This window comes from Bradyrhizobium sp. 197 (assembly GCF_023073375.1).
Taxonomy (GTDB): domain Bacteria; phylum Pseudomonadota; class Alphaproteobacteria; order Rhizobiales; family Xanthobacteraceae; genus Bradyrhizobium.
In genome coordinates, this window is the sequence record NZ_JADPJJ010000162.1 from 121,881 (window position 1) to 135,255 (window position 13,375).

Annotated in this window: 16 protein-coding genes and 4 pseudogenes; 9 read left to right on the forward strand and 11 right to left on the reverse strand. The window is 59.6% G+C overall.

Translation table 11 applies throughout. The annotated features are described in order from the left end of the window. Window positions 1-485: 485 nt before the first annotated feature. The 4 genes and pseudogenes from IVB27_RS35920 to IVB27_RS35935 form a co-directional block, all read right to left on the reverse strand. Window positions 486-1,148 (reverse strand): hypothetical protein, encoded by a 663-nt coding sequence (locus IVB27_RS35920; RefSeq protein WP_247447404.1) that lies wholly within the window; start codon window positions 1,146-1,148, stop codon window positions 486-488. Between the two features lie 40 nt (window positions 1,149-1,188). Further along, window positions 1,189-1,500, reverse strand: a complete 312-nt coding sequence (locus IVB27_RS35925; RefSeq protein ID WP_247447405.1) for a hypothetical protein — start codon at window positions 1,498-1,500, stop codon at window positions 1,189-1,191. Window positions 1,501-2,660: 1,160 nt separating this feature from the next. Beyond that, a pseudogene (locus IVB27_RS35930) lies at window positions 2,661-2,916 on the reverse strand (NYN domain-containing protein); the annotation flags it as partial. A 348-nt stretch (window positions 2,917-3,264) separates the two neighbouring features. Beyond that, on the reverse strand, window positions 3,265-3,495 hold the full coding sequence (locus tag IVB27_RS35935) for a hypothetical protein (protein ID WP_247447406.1): 231 nt from the start codon (window positions 3,493-3,495) through the stop codon (window positions 3,265-3,267). 725 nt (window positions 3,496-4,220) lie between these two features. Here IVB27_RS35935 and IVB27_RS35940 point away from each other — a divergent pair. From IVB27_RS35940 to ligD (IVB27_RS35955), 4 genes and pseudogenes are all read left to right on the forward strand, one after another. Then, window positions 4,221-4,430 carry a hypothetical protein gene (locus IVB27_RS35940; RefSeq protein WP_247447407.1) on the forward strand — a complete coding sequence of 70 codons (210 nt, stop codon included), beginning with the start codon at window positions 4,221-4,223 and terminating at the stop codon, window positions 4,428-4,430. A 530-nt stretch (window positions 4,431-4,960) separates the two neighbouring features. After that, the gene (locus IVB27_RS35945; protein ID WP_247342583.1) at window positions 4,961-5,137 is read left to right on the forward strand and encodes a hypothetical protein; all 177 of its coding nucleotides are present in this window, start codon (window positions 4,961-4,963) and stop codon (window positions 5,135-5,137) included. Then, window positions 5,124-5,710 (forward strand): annotated as a pseudogene (locus tag IVB27_RS35950) (alpha-ketoglutarate-dependent dioxygenase AlkB). Before IVB27_RS35945 ends, IVB27_RS35950 begins: the two are co-directional and overlap by 14 nt. Beyond that, complete coding sequence (gene ligD, locus IVB27_RS35955; RefSeq protein ID WP_247447408.1) at window positions 5,710-6,684, forward strand: non-homologous end-joining DNA ligase; 975 nt, start codon at window positions 5,710-5,712, stop codon at window positions 6,682-6,684. Before IVB27_RS35950 ends, ligD (IVB27_RS35955) begins: the two are co-directional and overlap by 1 nt. Before the next feature lie 28 nt (window positions 6,685-6,712). On the opposite strand, the gene IVB27_RS35960 is transcribed toward ligD (IVB27_RS35955), so the two are convergent. From IVB27_RS35960 to IVB27_RS35970, 3 genes and pseudogenes are all read right to left on the reverse strand, one after another. After that, window positions 6,713-6,886 carry a DUF3606 domain-containing protein gene (locus IVB27_RS35960; RefSeq protein WP_247342586.1) on the reverse strand — a complete coding sequence of 58 codons (174 nt, stop codon included), beginning with the start codon at window positions 6,884-6,886 and terminating at the stop codon, window positions 6,713-6,715. A gap of 174 nt (window positions 6,887-7,060) precedes the next feature. Then, window positions 7,061-7,521 (reverse strand): annotated as a pseudogene (locus IVB27_RS35965) (NUDIX hydrolase). Between the two features lie 24 nt (window positions 7,522-7,545). After that, a pseudogene (locus IVB27_RS35970) lies at window positions 7,546-8,222 on the reverse strand (PHP domain-containing protein); the annotation flags it as partial. 258 nt (window positions 8,223-8,480) lie between these two features. On the opposite strand from IVB27_RS35970, the gene IVB27_RS35975 reads away from it, so the two are divergent. From IVB27_RS35975 to IVB27_RS35995, 5 genes are all read left to right on the forward strand, one after another. Further along, window positions 8,481-8,801, forward strand: a complete 321-nt coding sequence (locus tag IVB27_RS35975) for a hypothetical protein (protein WP_247447409.1) — start codon at window positions 8,481-8,483, stop codon at window positions 8,799-8,801. A 36-nt stretch (window positions 8,802-8,837) separates the two neighbouring features. Then, complete coding sequence (locus IVB27_RS35980; protein WP_247447410.1) at window positions 8,838-9,458, forward strand: general stress protein; 621 nt, start codon at window positions 8,838-8,840, stop codon at window positions 9,456-9,458. A gap of 72 nt (window positions 9,459-9,530) precedes the next feature. After that, the gene (locus tag IVB27_RS35985) at window positions 9,531-9,989 is read left to right on the forward strand and encodes a YidB family protein (protein WP_231190556.1); all 459 of its coding nucleotides are present in this window, start codon (window positions 9,531-9,533) and stop codon (window positions 9,987-9,989) included. A 25-nt stretch (window positions 9,990-10,014) separates the two neighbouring features. Then, a complete protein-coding gene (locus IVB27_RS35990) occupies window positions 10,015-10,278 on the forward strand; it encodes a GlsB/YeaQ/YmgE family stress response membrane protein (RefSeq protein ID WP_247447411.1) in 264 nt (87 codons plus the stop codon). A gap of 104 nt (window positions 10,279-10,382) precedes the next feature. Next, the gene (locus tag IVB27_RS35995) at window positions 10,383-10,688 is read left to right on the forward strand and encodes a hypothetical protein (RefSeq protein WP_247447412.1); all 306 of its coding nucleotides are present in this window, start codon (window positions 10,383-10,385) and stop codon (window positions 10,686-10,688) included. A gap of 1,072 nt (window positions 10,689-11,760) precedes the next feature. On the opposite strand, the gene IVB27_RS36000 is transcribed toward IVB27_RS35995, so the two are convergent. From IVB27_RS36000 to ligD (IVB27_RS36015), 4 genes are all read right to left on the reverse strand, one after another. After that, window positions 11,761-11,997, reverse strand: coding sequence for a hypothetical protein (locus IVB27_RS36000; protein ID WP_247447413.1), 237 nt, complete (start codon window positions 11,995-11,997; stop codon window positions 11,761-11,763). A gap of 32 nt (window positions 11,998-12,029) precedes the next feature. Continuing rightward, window positions 12,030-12,398, reverse strand: coding sequence for a type II toxin-antitoxin system VapC family toxin (locus IVB27_RS36005; RefSeq protein WP_247447414.1), 369 nt, complete (start codon window positions 12,396-12,398; stop codon window positions 12,030-12,032). Window positions 12,399-12,403: 5 nt separating this feature from the next. Further along, a complete protein-coding gene (locus IVB27_RS36010; RefSeq protein ID WP_247447415.1) occupies window positions 12,404-12,901 on the reverse strand; it encodes a hypothetical protein in 498 nt (165 codons plus the stop codon). 5 nt (window positions 12,902-12,906) lie between these two features. Next, window positions 12,907-13,375 (reverse strand): non-homologous end-joining DNA ligase LigD (gene ligD, locus IVB27_RS36015; protein WP_524536540.1); only part of this gene is annotated, 469 nt, incomplete at its 5' end.

Here is a 13,375-nt window from a genome sequence, read left to right on the forward strand (position 1 = left end):
GTTCGCGGAGGATCTTCATGAAGGTCATATTTGAATCTCGATTGTCCCAAGCTGCCTTAATGTGCGTAGTGAGTCGGGGACGATCATGCTCAATCGTGCTAACCCATAAGTTCGGGTCGTACTCATAAACGCGGAGCATGTTGTCGACGTCGAAGATGGCTCGCGTCCCCTTTGATCTTATGAGCGCAATGGGCTTATCCTCAGCGATGCGCAGACCGAGTTCGAATAGGACATTGGGGTTGTTTTCGGTGAGGTCAGCGACGACAAGATCGGCATCGAGTAGTTGATTGACGATGGTCGCATGGATTACGTCACTGCCTTCTCGATTGGCTGTTACGACCTCAAATCCCGCATCACGCCCTGCGGGCGCAATTAATGCTTTCAGGACCTCGTCGAAGAACCTTTCGACCGTGATGCTTCCCGCTCACCAAAAGGCATGATCGCGAAACACCTAAATCCGCTGTTATTAGTGGGTTCGGCTAACACTACCGTCCCTGTATCGTCTCGGACGCGGCCCGGCGGACCATCATCTGATCGTCGCTCGTCTGAAGTAAAGCCGGCGCCGATACCGAGATAGGTGCAGTTCTCTCGAAAAGCCGAGAGAACTCTTCGTGCAAAGAGGGGTCCAGGCCAAACTCACGGGAGAGCGTGTTGCCCAGATATTGCATCTCGGGAAGATTGGCTCCCTTATAATAGTCGAGTACTTTTCTAAAGATCTCAACTTTCAGGAGTGCTGACGTGAGTGCTACTTTCTCCTCGTCTTTATTAGCTGCATAGACGACGTCGCGGCCAGGCTCAGTCAAGGAGATCATCTGAGAGTCACGACCACCCTCAGTAAAACCAAAATCCCGCGACGCAGCCGCCAAGTAAAAAAAGTCAGTGTTTTTGACGGAGAGGCCGACAGCATTGGCGACGTCCTCTGGAGGCCAAGGATTCCCTCCGTTGTTATTTTTTAGCGCCGATGGAATTTTTAGCGCCTGCTCAAGCGTCATCCTAGGATAGGGCCTGCGCGCGGGCGCCTTTGACGTTTTGGCTACAGACCGCTTTTTCCCCTTCTTGGGAAACCTTTTGGCTGCGCGCCTTCCTGCACGCCGCTTAGGAGACTGCTCTTTCGCTGGCGCCGTCTCTTCCGTCCCGTCATCGCTCATTTTCAATCCCTAAAGCATCGTTTTCAATATGGCTCGCATCCTATCGACTGACCCGAACGTCGCCGTGCTCTTCTTCGCTCGGCCGCTCACCATCAAAGTCTGTGTGAGCGAGTAGGGCGCCTACACCGAACAACAGCATGCCGCCGATCCAAATCAGTGCGGAGGCAGCAAGAAGCGCCGACGTCCCAACGCCGATACTGCCGGTGAGGCCAAACAGCGTGCCGGCGTTGAACAGCAGTCCGACGACGCCCCACAGCCAGAAAAGAGACGTTAGCAGGCCGCGCCCTGTGCCCTGCTGGCTACGGAGCCGGAACGTGCGCTCCCAGCTTTCTTTGCGTTTGAACAGCCCCATTGAAATCCCCCAGACCCGCCACGACCATAGGGCGCGGACCGAGGGTAGAGCAACCCTACTTGCGGGCGAGGCGAACGCCAGGGCCACTGTCACTGAGAAACGGGAGGCCGAAGCCTCCCGCCCGCTCAGATGAAGCAATGAATGATTGCGGCGATTGCCCAAAGGCAACCAGCAACATTCACGTTCACGCGAACATCGACTCGGTGTGTTGGCTTTTTCACAGCCAGCCCTCCGGGTCGGGCGCGCCTCGACCCATGAAGGTTGAGGAGTTGGCCGCCATCGGAACGGTTCAGTACCGCCGTTCATGTGCTCGCATCGGCCCACCTTCCGCGTTACGTACCGCTTCCAGTAGTCCCACGTCTCTTCTGGGTGCCTAGACATCCATCCAGGCGGGTGGTCGACATGGGATCACCCCACATCGACGCCCCCAGCGTGGGGCGACAGTTATCGCCTCCGGGTCGCGAACTTGAGAAGTGTCCGGTCCGGATTCGGCCGCCGCTGAATCGAAAGGTACAGCAGCTGGCGGGGGGGCGAAAGCGCATGAGCACTGGGAAAAATACGGGTGGGGAGAGTGTGCTGCGCCTAGAGATGCAGGCCGATGACGAATCGGATGGCAAAGAATGCATCGCCGGGAACGATGGCCGTGACGCTAATTGCGAACAAGACCCGCAAGCCTTCGTTCATTGTGCCTCGCAGCAAAACGGCCCCCGCGGGGGCACGCGGAGGCCGCTGTTGGAGCGCTCCAAGCCCCCGGGGGGAGGACCTGAAGCGAGATGGTAACGCCGGGCCTGCAGTCGAGTTCCTTAGCCGGAGGCCGGTACCGTCCGCAGGACACCGCCCGCGAGGGCGGCTGCGGCCTACCTGGCACCGTTCCGCACGATGGCAGGAGCGAACTTGGCGCTCATTCAGAATCAGGCTGTGTTTAACCGTCTAATTCGACCAGATAGGCAAGTACTAGGTCGTCGGTTTGAGCTTGCAAAGCCGCGTTCCGATAGACGAGCGTTTCTTGTCCGTCAGCTTTCCGAACAGTTAACTTGGCTGTCTCCGAACACAATGAAATGCCGTTCGATGTGAGCGCACTCAAGTCAGCGCGAAGCCAATCTTCTTTGCACAGCTCAAATGCTTCCGGAAAATTCTTGGCTTCAAACGGGCGCGCGGCCTTAACGAAAGGGTTTACTCGGGAGGGTCATTCCTCTGTGGGGTGCGGGGCGTTCGGACGGGTCGCGGGCGAGTTGGGATTGCAGCTTGACGAGGTCGGTGAAGACTACGTCGGCCGGTTGGATCGCGATGGTCGAGATCACGGTGACCCGCACGCCGCGGCGCTGAACGGCCTCGACCAGGGAGCGGAAGTCGCCGTCGCCCAAAAAAGCACCATTTGCTCGATGGCTCGGCGGACTCCATGGCGTCCACGGTGAGCAAAGAAGCGCACAAAACGCGCAGCCGGAAAGACTGCCAGAACAATGGCGACTCGTCGCTAAGCAGCGTGCCGCATAGAATAGCCCAGTTCCAACGTGTATCGGAATCTCAAAAATCTCCACGCCGTTTTCGTCCCGGACCCTGATGTAGTTGCCAGGCTGCGCGAAGGGTGGATTCTCAGCGTGAATGCGATGAGCGATGAACTTGGCGATCCTTTGCCTCGCGGCGGGACGCGCATTGATGTCCTACCCTATCGCAGGCCGTGAACGCGCCAGCTAGATCGAAGTAAAAGCGCTTCATGAACGTAAAACGATCGTTCCTGCGCCGCGTTCCTATGGGCTTCTCGTCTCACGCGGACCTGATAATCTTACCTGATGACAAACGCTCGACATTGCGAGCGACGACCTTTCTGCAGTGATCAAGAACCTCGCCGCTGTTGCCGCCGCGGAAGAATATCGTCCGAGCCTCCTCAGCAGCTTCCAGCTTTTCCGTGACCACGAGGAACATCTCGTCAGCGGTGCCCGTGCCGGCCGCGATCTGCCGCAGCCGCAAGTCGATGACGTGGAGGGCATCTGCCATAAGTGTCAGCATCGAATACCAAGCTAGCATAAGAACTCCGGTCCGGCCGATGACGTTGCGCGGCCGCAAAACAAGGCGGAGCGCGCAGATTAAGAGCCTCTGTGGCAGCCCGGGTTACTAGTCCGTCGTGTCAGGGAATCCCTCTCCTGTAGGACGCGTCAGCGATAGGAACGAAATTACCAGAGGCCGCTTGGTCGCTAAAGGAATCGCAGCATGAAAGTCCTTCGTCTCGCTCTCGCCATGGCAATCGTCCTTCCCTGTGCCGCCTTCGCTCAAGGCGGAGGAGGTGGTGGAGGCGGTAGCGGGGGAGGCGGCAGCGGTGGCGGGTCTGCTGGTGGTAGCGCCGGTGGCGCAGCCTCTTCAGCTGCGGGCGGCGCTGGCCCGAGTTCTTCACCCTCCGGCGCGGGAAATGCTGCCTCCGGCGCAGCAAATGCCGCCGGCACAACTTCGGGCGTGGCCGGCAGCCCAACCGGCACCGCGGCAGCTCCCGGCGCAGCCCCGTCAACTAACCAGGGAACGGGAGAAAGAAACGGCTCTGCCATGGGCGGACAGGCACCGGGTACCAATGCCGCCGGTACTGCAACGTCCTCAGGATCTCCAGGCGCCAGCGCGCAGACCGCGGCGCCAGCAGGCGGCATCGGGAGACCGACGACAACCAACACGCAGGATAGCGACGCTAAAATAGATCAAGAGAACGACAAGACAGACAGAACGGTGGGGAAGATTTGCAAAAACTGTTGAAAAGCGTTTTTTATCCCCTCCTCATTGCAGCGCTTCCTGTGATTCACACGGCAGATGCGAAAAGCCGGCACCATCATCACCGCCCGCAGCCCGTTACTGCAGGCGATCCGCAAAATAAACCTGCTGCAGATATTCGCGATCCAGCGGATAAAGCGCTGGATAAGAAGATCAAGAGTATCTGCCGAGGGTGTTAGCCGCAGCCGCCGCTCTTAGAAGTTCGAGATCCATATTTCCCTGCTTAAAGGCGAGGCCGCCGGGTTCACTCAGGATGCGCCGCTGCAGACAACATTCGGCAGCACCCGCGGCAGCCACGGCGTCCTCCATTCCGCGTCTTCCGCGAACATCCTCTGCATTCTCACCGCGAGCCCCGTAGCGGAGCTCGTCGCTCTTTGACATGGCCTTATCCCCAAAAGCCAGCTCCAACGGGACGACGCGGGACTTGGTTCCTGTCCTGAAAAGGGTTGCGGCCTGCAACCCGGCTAGCCAAGCGGCAATGAGCGGGGAAAGCGGTCAAGGGGGCGCCTTCGCACGAGCGTCAGCGAGCTCGCCATTGAGGGCTGAAGGGGGCTGATGCGCGAGGGATCGTCACCGGATGGCCAGACAAGACCCGGGCGCGGCACGCGCTAGAGCCCGGTCGGCCGCGCAGCAGAGGGCGCGCCCTGTGACACGGAACTCTGCGGCTTTGAGGGAAGTTGGGTACTGTGAGACCATCTGGGGAGACGATATGAAGCGTATTACCAAATGGCGGGCCGCAGCCAGGCGCGATCTGATCGAGCCGAATGGTGAGGACCACAATCGCCGCACGAAGGCTGAGAAGGCGGCCAAGGCGGGGCAGGTCCATCGCGGTGACCGGAAGTCGTCCAAAACAAAGCCGCGGAAAAAGACGAGTGCGCGAACGTAGCACCACATTAGATCTCTTCGGAGCGCCCCACCTTCCGGAAGGCACGAAGTATCAGCCGGACTTTCTCGTGCCCGAGGAGGAGCACGCGTTGCTGCGTCATGTCGAGCGCCTGCCGTTCAGCGAATTTGAGTTTCACGGATTCACCGGCAAGCGCCGGACCGTTTCCTTCGGTTGGCGCTACGATTTCAACGGCGGGGGCCTTACGAAGACGGAAGATATGCCGGAAGTTCTCAGCGAGCTTCGCGCCCGCGCCGAAACCTTTGCCGGAAGCGCTTCCGGTAGCTTTCAGCAGATTCTCGTCACGGAATACGCGCCGGGCGCCGGCATCGGCTGGCACAAGGACCGCTCGGTATTTGGCGACGTCGTGGGCATCTCACTCCTGTCGCCCTGCACGTTCCGGCTCCGTAGAAGAAAAAAATCGGATTTGAGCGAATGAACCTCGTTGCCGAGCCGCGCTCCATCTGTCTTCTGCGGGGTCCCTCGCGCACCGAATGGCACCACAGCATTCCCGGCGTCGAAAGCCTGCGTTACTCACTTTCATTCCGCAACGTAGTCGAAGGGCGCGCATCATAGTGGCCCGCGTCTCCACATTGCCGAAGCGCCTGCAGCCGATGCTCGCGACGCTCACTGATGCGCCGTTCGACCACAAGGGCTGGATATTCGAAGACAAGTATGACGGCTTCCGCATGGTGGCAAAGATCGAAGGCGGCAAGGTCACTCTCTACAGCCGCAACGGCAAGATTATCAGCAAGAGCTATATCGAGGTCGCGAAAGCGCTGGAGGGCGTAAAAGCCGACGCCGTCATCGACGGCGAGCTTGTCGCTCTTGGAAAGGACGGCGTCTCTCATTTCCAGCTGCTGCAGAATGCGCTCCGCCATGAAGCGAAGCTGCAATACTGTGCGTTTGATCTGATGTTTAAGGATGGAGAAGACCTTCGCCGTCTGCCGCTCACAGAACGCAAGAAGCGGCTGAAGGCCATTTTACCCGAAAACAAGCTGATCGCGTTCAGCCACGACCGGAAGACATTTGGGACAAAATTCTTCGAGGAAGCCGAGCGGAAGGGTCTCGAAGGCATCATGGCAAAACGCGCGGACAGCAAATACCTGTCTGGCGCACGCACCGATGAGTGGCTCAAGATCAAGACCGCTAAGCGCCAGGAGGTCGTCATTGCGGGCTTCACAGCCCCGCGGCGGACGCGGCCGTTCTTCGGCGCCCTGACCATTGCGCTGCGTGAAGAAAATGGCTGGCGATATATCGGACATGTCGGCACGGGATTCAGTCATGAAGCGTTGGAGGAGCTTCACAAAAAACTCGTTAAGCTGAAGTCTGCCAAATCACCATTCGGAAAAAAAGTGAAAGACGAGGCCGTTACCACATGGGTAAAGCCGCTGCTTGTCGCCGAGGTGAAATTCACCGAATGGACAAGTTCCGGCGAAATGAGGCACCCGGTCTATCTCGGCCTGCGCGAAGACAAGCCCGCGGGAAAAGTCGTGCGTGAGTACGAAAAACATGCAATTGATAATAAAGCGCGCGGCCCTCGCTCCTGAAGATCGCGAGCATACCGCGCGCCTTCGGCTAAACCGCCAGCTCCTTGCGGACGGCAGCCGCCGAATTACCGACTTTATCAATCGCCCTTTGCAACTCTTCCTGGGACAGACGGAAGTGCTTGAGCCAGTAGTGCAGCTCGGTCCTGTCCTGCAGGTTTATCTTGCTGCGATCCGGCGGAAGCTTGTGCGTCAGGCTCGTCATCGGGGTGCCTCAGTGATGCATAAAAAGAGCGAGAAGAAGAATGATGGGAAGGGGAATGCCGATCAGCCAGAGAAGTGCACCTTTGCCGAAACCCATCGAGGCCTCCTGAGTGATGTTGTCATAGCTTGGAGTAACAACATCTGCGCGGAGCTCTCGTTCCCGCCCTGACGAAAGCTACTGCACTGCACTTGCCAGAAGACGGACCAGAAATACAGCCTGGCCCTTCAGGATGCGCTCGCGCGCTTCTGCGATGTTGAACCACCCGGCGCGATCCAGCTCAGGAAAGCTCTGAACCCTGCCTGAATGCGGCGGCTATTCCATTTGAAACATGTTGCTTTTGAGCTCATCCGGATTCCAGCCATCCTCGACAGCCCAGACATGTGCGGTTTTGCCGCGCGGCTGGTTTGCCTCGCCAAGCGATGTGAACTCTCCGCGGGGTCTGTGGCCTGTCTCTTCCTCGAATTCCCGTTTAGCTGTGTCGAGCGGCGCCTCGCCGAATGAAATCAGCCCCTTCGGAATGCTCCAGGCACCGTGATCCTTTTCTTCCAGAATGGTCCGCCTGAATGCCCGAGGAGAACTTCCATACTTCCGCTTTTGCGCCGGAACAGGAGAATGCCCGCGCTTGTTTTTGGCATTGATACGGCGCGCGGGGTGCTCATCTATCGCACGGAAGATTCCCGTGAGGGGGCACGGCGACGAGAGCCTTTTGCAGCCGCGCGTTTGCGTTTCGCAAGATACGCAAGCATTTTTGAAAGGGGCATGGCGTTCAGGACGCGATCTGCCGGCACGCCGCCCTTGCGGGCCATTTCGACACCCCAGTGCGCGTGATCGAGCTCGCGAATGGAATGAGCGTCGGGATTGATGATGAAGATACAGCCATATTCAAGCGCTTTCTGGTGCCAGCGCCAGTCGAGATCGAGCCGCCAGGGGGTGTGCGTTGACCTCGAGGACAACGCCATACTTGGCGCAGGCGCGCAGCACCTTCTCGACGTCGATGTCGTAACCCGGTCGCCGCAGCAGCTGGCGCCCCGGTCATGTGGCCGATGATTGTGGTGTGTGGATTGAGATTGCTCGGACGAGGCGCTGCGTCGGCGCCTTCCTTTCCAACTTGAAGCCACCGTGAATGCTCGCGACGACGAAGTCGAAACGCGCCAAGACCTCGTCGGGATAGTCCAGCGAGCCGTCGGCGAGGATATGGATTCGATCCCTTCAGAATCCGGAAATCCTTGCCGAAACGGTTGTTCAGGCGGTCGGCCTCGCGGTGCTGTTGCTCGATCTACTCGCCGGACAACCCGCTGGCTTAGTGCGCTGACTTCGAGTGATCGGCCATCCCGAATACTCGAAGACAGGACCCGTCCAACGTCAAGGGCCTGCCTGGAAACAAGCGCGGCGGTCAGGAAGCTAGACCAAAAACCGAGGGTGCCGTGAGGCAGCACCCTGCTGCCTCACGGCGATCAGGACACCGATGACTGGAAGTGCACAGCCGACGGCCGCTGCCGTCTTCTTGCAGATCCTGCATCGCCCCCCGGGACCGGGAAAACCTGGAACTTCTCAGCCCGGCGTATGTTGTGCCGTGCCACTACTGGAGGACGAAATGAACAAGAAATCTTTTCTGCTGCTGATGGCTGCCTCGCTTCTGGCGGGTCCGTCGTTTGCGCAAAATCCGACGGCGACCGATCGGCCGAACAATAATGCTGTCAACAGTTCCGGCCAGAATAATTCCAGCAAGCCGGTTGAAGGCGCCAACAGCTTCACCGAAGGCCAGGCCAAATCGAAGATCGAGGAGGCGGGCTACACCAACGTCACATCCCTGAAGAAGGACGACAACGGCGTTTGGCGCGGAAAGGCCAGCAAAAGCGGGGCCTCGACCAATGTCAGTCTGGATTTCCAGGGCAACGTGAACGCGGCCAAATAACCTGGCGCGCGGCAGCGAAATTGAAAGGGATTCACTATGACCGTTACGATTTCACGACTCTACGATAACTACTCCGATGCGCAGCGCGCGGTAACGAGCCTGGAGGCCGCGGGCGTGCCGCATTCGGATCTGAGCATCGTCGCGAACAATTCCGATAACTGGTACAGCACCGACAAGAAGGTCGATCGCGATCGCGATGGCGTTGACGATCGGGCGGAAGGTGCCGCTACGGGAGCGGGCCTCGGCGCGGGTCTCGGTGGCGCGGCCGGCTTGCTCGCTGGCCTTGGTTTGTTGGCTATCCCCGGCCTAGGTCCGGTCGTGGCGGCCGGATGGCTCGCATCAACCGCGCTCGGTGCCGTTGCCGGCGGCGCGACGGGCGGAGTCGTCGGGGCGTTGACGCAGGCCGGCGTATCCGATGAGGAAGCACCACTCTACGCTGAAGGTGTGAGGCGCGGCGGCACGCTGGTTTCGGCTCGTGTGCCGGATGCGGAGCGCGCGCGCTACGACGCGATCCTGAACCAGTCCGCCGTTAATCTGCGCGACCGGAGCGCAGCTTGGCAGAAGGCAGGGTGGAAGAGTTACGATCCATCTGCCCAGCCTTATGGTGCGGACGAGGTCCGCAGAGAACGCCAACTCTATGGCACCGGAATGCGCTAAATTACCCGGCGGCCCGCCACCGGGCGGGCCGCCATTCTTGCGCATGATTATCATCCAACTCAGGAGCCGAAAATGAGCCGGGGAATGCCATCAATGACCGCCCTCTTGGGTATGCTCGCAATCGCCGGTTACCAAAATCGGGACAAGCTGGCGGACATGTTTCGCAATGCCACCTCCGGTCAGCCGGCGGGTGCCAAGGATTCCCTGAGCGGCATGCTCGGCAATCTTGGCGGCCTTGTGGGAGGCGGCGGCGTGGGTTCGCTGCTGAACGGCGGAATCGGCGAGTTGCTCGAGCACTTCAAGCAGAACGGACAGGGCGACGCGGCCCAATCCTGGATCAATCAAGGGCCAAACCGCGAAGTCACCCCGCCCGAACTCCAGCAGGCTATCGGTCCGGACGTTCTTCAAAAACTGGAGCAGCAGACCGGCCTGTCGCAGCAAGAGATCCTCGACCGATTGTCTCGCGAACTTCCGACAGCGGTGGACAAATACACGCCTGACGGACGTCTTCCGGCGCAATCGGCGGGATAACACTACTCAAGACTCGAGAAGAGATATGAGCATCATCTGGACGATCGTCATCGGTTTCATCGCAGGCGTCATCGCGAAGTTCGTCATGCCCGGCGACAATGAGCCCTCGGGTTTCATCCTCACGACGATCCTGGGAATAGTGGGCGCGTTCGTTGCGACCTATCTTGGCCAGTCTCTGGGCTGGTATCGGCCTGGAGAAGGCGCTGGGCTGGTGGGGGCGGTCGTGGGTGCCATCATCGTGCTTCTTGTCTATGGTTTTGTGGCCGGGCGCAGCCGCCGGGCGATCTAACCCACCATGACCATGACCGGAATTCTTCGCGTGAGCGAAGAATTCACGCGGTGCGAATGGCGATAAGCAAGATGAAATGGATGCTCGTTGTCCTGGTAGGAGGCATGACACCGGTCAACACCGACCTGGTGTTCGACAAGTTCGCCGATTGCCTTGCCGCCGAGGAGCAGATGCGAAAACACTACACCGACGCCTTCGAGGTCTGGGACCGATGGGCCGCGGCCAATTTCGAGCGAAGACGCGAATACTCAAAGGTGCGCGACCTCCAGGCCAAACGCCTGCTCAGCAACATCGGCACGTGCGTTCCTCATGCAGGCGGCGACACCATAGGCCCTCAGCAGCCGAGCAATTCGACACCTTCTCAGCCTCCTCAAGCCGCACCCACGCCGCAGCCAAGTCCGAAAACGTGAGGTCTGAACGTTCGGAGCACGGGCAGTCGCGAACGAATGTCGCAGGCCCTCCGAAGTGCGGGCCGTAATTGTATAGAAGCTGAACCTGTACCTTCGGGTCAGGTTTGAGAGTTCGCGGTGCGGCTAGACGCTCAGCGCGAGGTTCTTGCATCTGCACTCGGAGGTGTCGCTCGGGTTCGAATGCCGGGTCGGGCAAGTTGACGACAAAGGCCACCGCGCCTCGGAAAAAGCGCCGAGCAGCTTAGGGACGCAATGCGCTTTTTGGCTTCAGCTTCTGTCCTGATACGCCGGAGCGAAAGCACTAACTCAATTGCTCCGGGCGCGGGACCGAGCCTTGCTCTGCGAAGCGGCATTTGGCTTCAGGCGTGACTTTGGACGTGCTTCTGGCTCGATACCGTTCTGCTCGTCAAACTTGCGTATCCAGGATTGGACGTAGCGCGGGTCGTCCGGACAAAGCTGTTCAAGTAAACGAAGGTTCTGCGCTCTGAATTCCACTAGGGCTTTCGGCAAGTGTGCCTCCTCAAAACCCTGCCCACATCTAGGCTGCTGTATCGGAAAAAGTGGTCAAGCCAAAAGGAGGCTTGAAAATTTCGGAGCGTTGATGCCGCGCCAAAAAGTGAAAACCCCGCTTGGGGGAGCGGGGCTTTCTGGTGGGGGTGAAGCTTAGGGAGGCTTCGGCTATATGACGCGCCATTGCGGAAAAGGTTCAAAGCCCTAAAAAGCGAACCACGCCAATACCGCAATGATGGGGATGATTGCCACGCCCAAGAGCACCAAGGGTGCAGGTTCATTGCCCGTCCGGTCGCTCAATGCTGATCTCCTTAAAGATGAAGGTCCCGCAGCAGCGTCGACGCCACGCGGCTTTCTGGCGGCACGGATGCCGACAGCTCAGAGCGGCAATTCCGACCGAGCTGGACTTGTTCCTCATCGGTCGGTCGCGGCCCAGACGGCGTTGGCTGTCTATTCGGAGAGCCTCGGTATGGCGCCCAGCCCAGCGGCGCGCTGGGCGTCCGCTCTGTTGAGCTGCTCTCGGTATTCCCGGGCGGCCTTGAGAAGAGTCTCCCGAAGCTCATCATCCGCCGTCTGGGCGGCGAGGGCTTCGGCCCGGTCGATCTGGTTCTGAAGAGATTCTTTCGTCATAGCCCTTCTTCTTTTTGCCCTTCTTCTTTTTCTCCTTCAGAACTTTGGCCTGCGCTCTGAATCCTGAGGCCAGGGCCTTCATCTGCCGAGAAACGAATTCGTCGGCCGTCTCCTGAGCGGCCTTCTCGGCTACACGAGCTTGCTGTTTGAATGTTTTCGCCGGCTTCATGGCCGACAACTTTCGACAAAAAGTCAGGTTCCTCAAGAAACCGGCTTGAGTCTTCGTTCCCTTTTCGGTTGATCCCCGATGCGCTCCGTCGGGGCAAAACTCGTCCGGTCGACGAAGGAAAAGCTCTCGTCCGCGAAGCGCGCCCCTATCTCCGAAGCCGCATCCAGATTGGCGCGGGCGATGGGTTCGCTCCGAGCTCCGCTGTCGCGCAGCCGCTCCCAGAAGATTTCCGCCACGCCGCGGCCAAATTGGGCTTTTAAAAGCTGGCACGTCTCGACCAGCACCAAGTCCGTCGTGAGGTGTTGGTCGATGCTCTGAAGGATCGACTTGGCGCGCTCATTCTGAGCATCCCGCTTGGCGGCCGCAGCGCACCAGACGGAGCTGTCAACGAACGCACTCATGTGCATCACTCCTGAACCGGGTACTGCCAAACGTCGCGCTTTGGCTCGCTATCCTCAAGCCATTTTTGCGCGCGCTCTTTCGAGGCAAAGAGCTTGATCCAATCGGGCTCACCGATGGCTCTCGACGCCGGATCGGGCAAGCAGAGCCACACCGATCCCTCGACTGGACCGCCTTCCACTTCGTATTCCCAGGCAACGCCTTCGGGGTCGTTGTCCTGGAGCCAGGCGTCGGCGGCACCGCCAGATGCAAATACCTTGACCCACTCCGGATGCCCCGCCGTGCGCGCCTCGCCGTTCTCGTAGTCATCGAGGTAGAGCCATACGGTTCTGCCCTCGCGGCGAGCTTCATCATGGCTGCGTACCACCTCGTTGACCCTTTGCCGGTCCGAGCGATCGGCTTCAGGCAGCGACGTCACCGCGGCGTAGAGTTCAGCGGGAATGCTGCGCCTGTCGCCGGGAGGCTTGTAGCGCCATTCCACCCATTGATCGAATGCGTCCGACATATGGCTCACCTTCTCGAGTTGGCGCGGAATGGACTGTCCATGGTGAAGGCATCCGGCGCGATCCCGCTCTCGATACGCTTCCAGGTCACGGGCGCTGCGATTGGAAATCCCTCTCGGGCTCGCGGGGAATAGGTGCCGATCGCAGTGGTGCCGCGGCCGTTGCGGAGATAATCGAGAAAGATGCGATCGCGACGCTTTGCCTGAGCAGACAGGAGGTAGCGGTCTGGATGGCGCGCTGCGAGAGCGGAGACCAGCTGATGCGCGACCCGATGCGCCTTGTCGTGCAGCACCGGCTGATCCAACGGCGCCATCAGATGAATTCCTTTGCCGCCGGTGAGCTTGGGCCAGGTCTCGAAACCTTCTCGTTTCATCAGCGTGCGCAAATCGAGTGCGGTCTCCACGACGGCATTCCAGTCGACGCCCTCGCCGGGATCGAGGTCGATCACGATGCGGTCGGCATGTTCGAAGTCCTCG

What these genes read in the sequence shown, in the direction of transcription:
- IVB27_RS35945 (WP_247342583.1), top strand. Translation starts at nt 4,961, where the DNA reads ATGAAGCGTATTACCAAATGGCGGGCCGCAGCCAGGCGCGATCTGATC.
- IVB27_RS35980 (WP_247447410.1), top strand. Translation starts at nt 8,838, where the DNA reads ATGACCGTTACGATTTCACGACTCTACGATAACTACTCCGATGCGCAG.
- IVB27_RS35975 (WP_247447409.1), top strand. Translation starts at nt 8,481, where the DNA reads ATGAACAAGAAATCTTTTCTGCTGCTGATGGCTGCCTCGCTTCTGGCG.
- IVB27_RS36000 (WP_247447413.1), bottom strand. Translation starts at nt 11,997, where the DNA reads ATGAAGCCGGCGAAAACATTCAAACAGCAAGCTCGTGTAGCCGAGAAG.
- IVB27_RS36005 (WP_247447414.1), bottom strand. Translation starts at nt 12,398, where the DNA reads ATGAGTGCGTTCGTTGACAGCTCCGTCTGGTGCGCTGCGGCCGCCAAG.
- IVB27_RS35925 (WP_247447405.1), bottom strand. Translation starts at nt 1,500, where the DNA reads ATGGGGCTGTTCAAACGCAAAGAAAGCTGGGAGCGCACGTTCCGGCTC.
- IVB27_RS35985 (WP_231190556.1), top strand. Translation starts at nt 9,531, where the DNA reads ATGAGCCGGGGAATGCCATCAATGACCGCCCTCTTGGGTATGCTCGCA.
- IVB27_RS35995 (WP_247447412.1), top strand. Translation starts at nt 10,383, where the DNA reads ATGACACCGGTCAACACCGACCTGGTGTTCGACAAGTTCGCCGATTGC.
- IVB27_RS35920 (WP_247447404.1), bottom strand. Translation starts at nt 1,148, where the DNA reads ATGAGCGATGACGGGACGGAAGAGACGGCGCCAGCGAAAGAGCAGTCT.
- IVB27_RS35935 (WP_247447406.1), bottom strand. Translation starts at nt 3,495, where the DNA reads ATGGCAGATGCCCTCCACGTCATCGACTTGCGGCTGCGGCAGATCGCG.
- IVB27_RS36010 (WP_247447415.1), bottom strand. Translation starts at nt 12,901, where the DNA reads ATGTCGGACGCATTCGATCAATGGGTGGAATGGCGCTACAAGCCTCCC.
- IVB27_RS35990 (WP_247447411.1), top strand. Translation starts at nt 10,015, where the DNA reads ATGAGCATCATCTGGACGATCGTCATCGGTTTCATCGCAGGCGTCATC.
- IVB27_RS35960 (WP_247342586.1), bottom strand. Translation starts at nt 6,886, where the DNA reads ATGACGAGCCTGACGCACAAGCTTCCGCCGGATCGCAGCAAGATAAAC.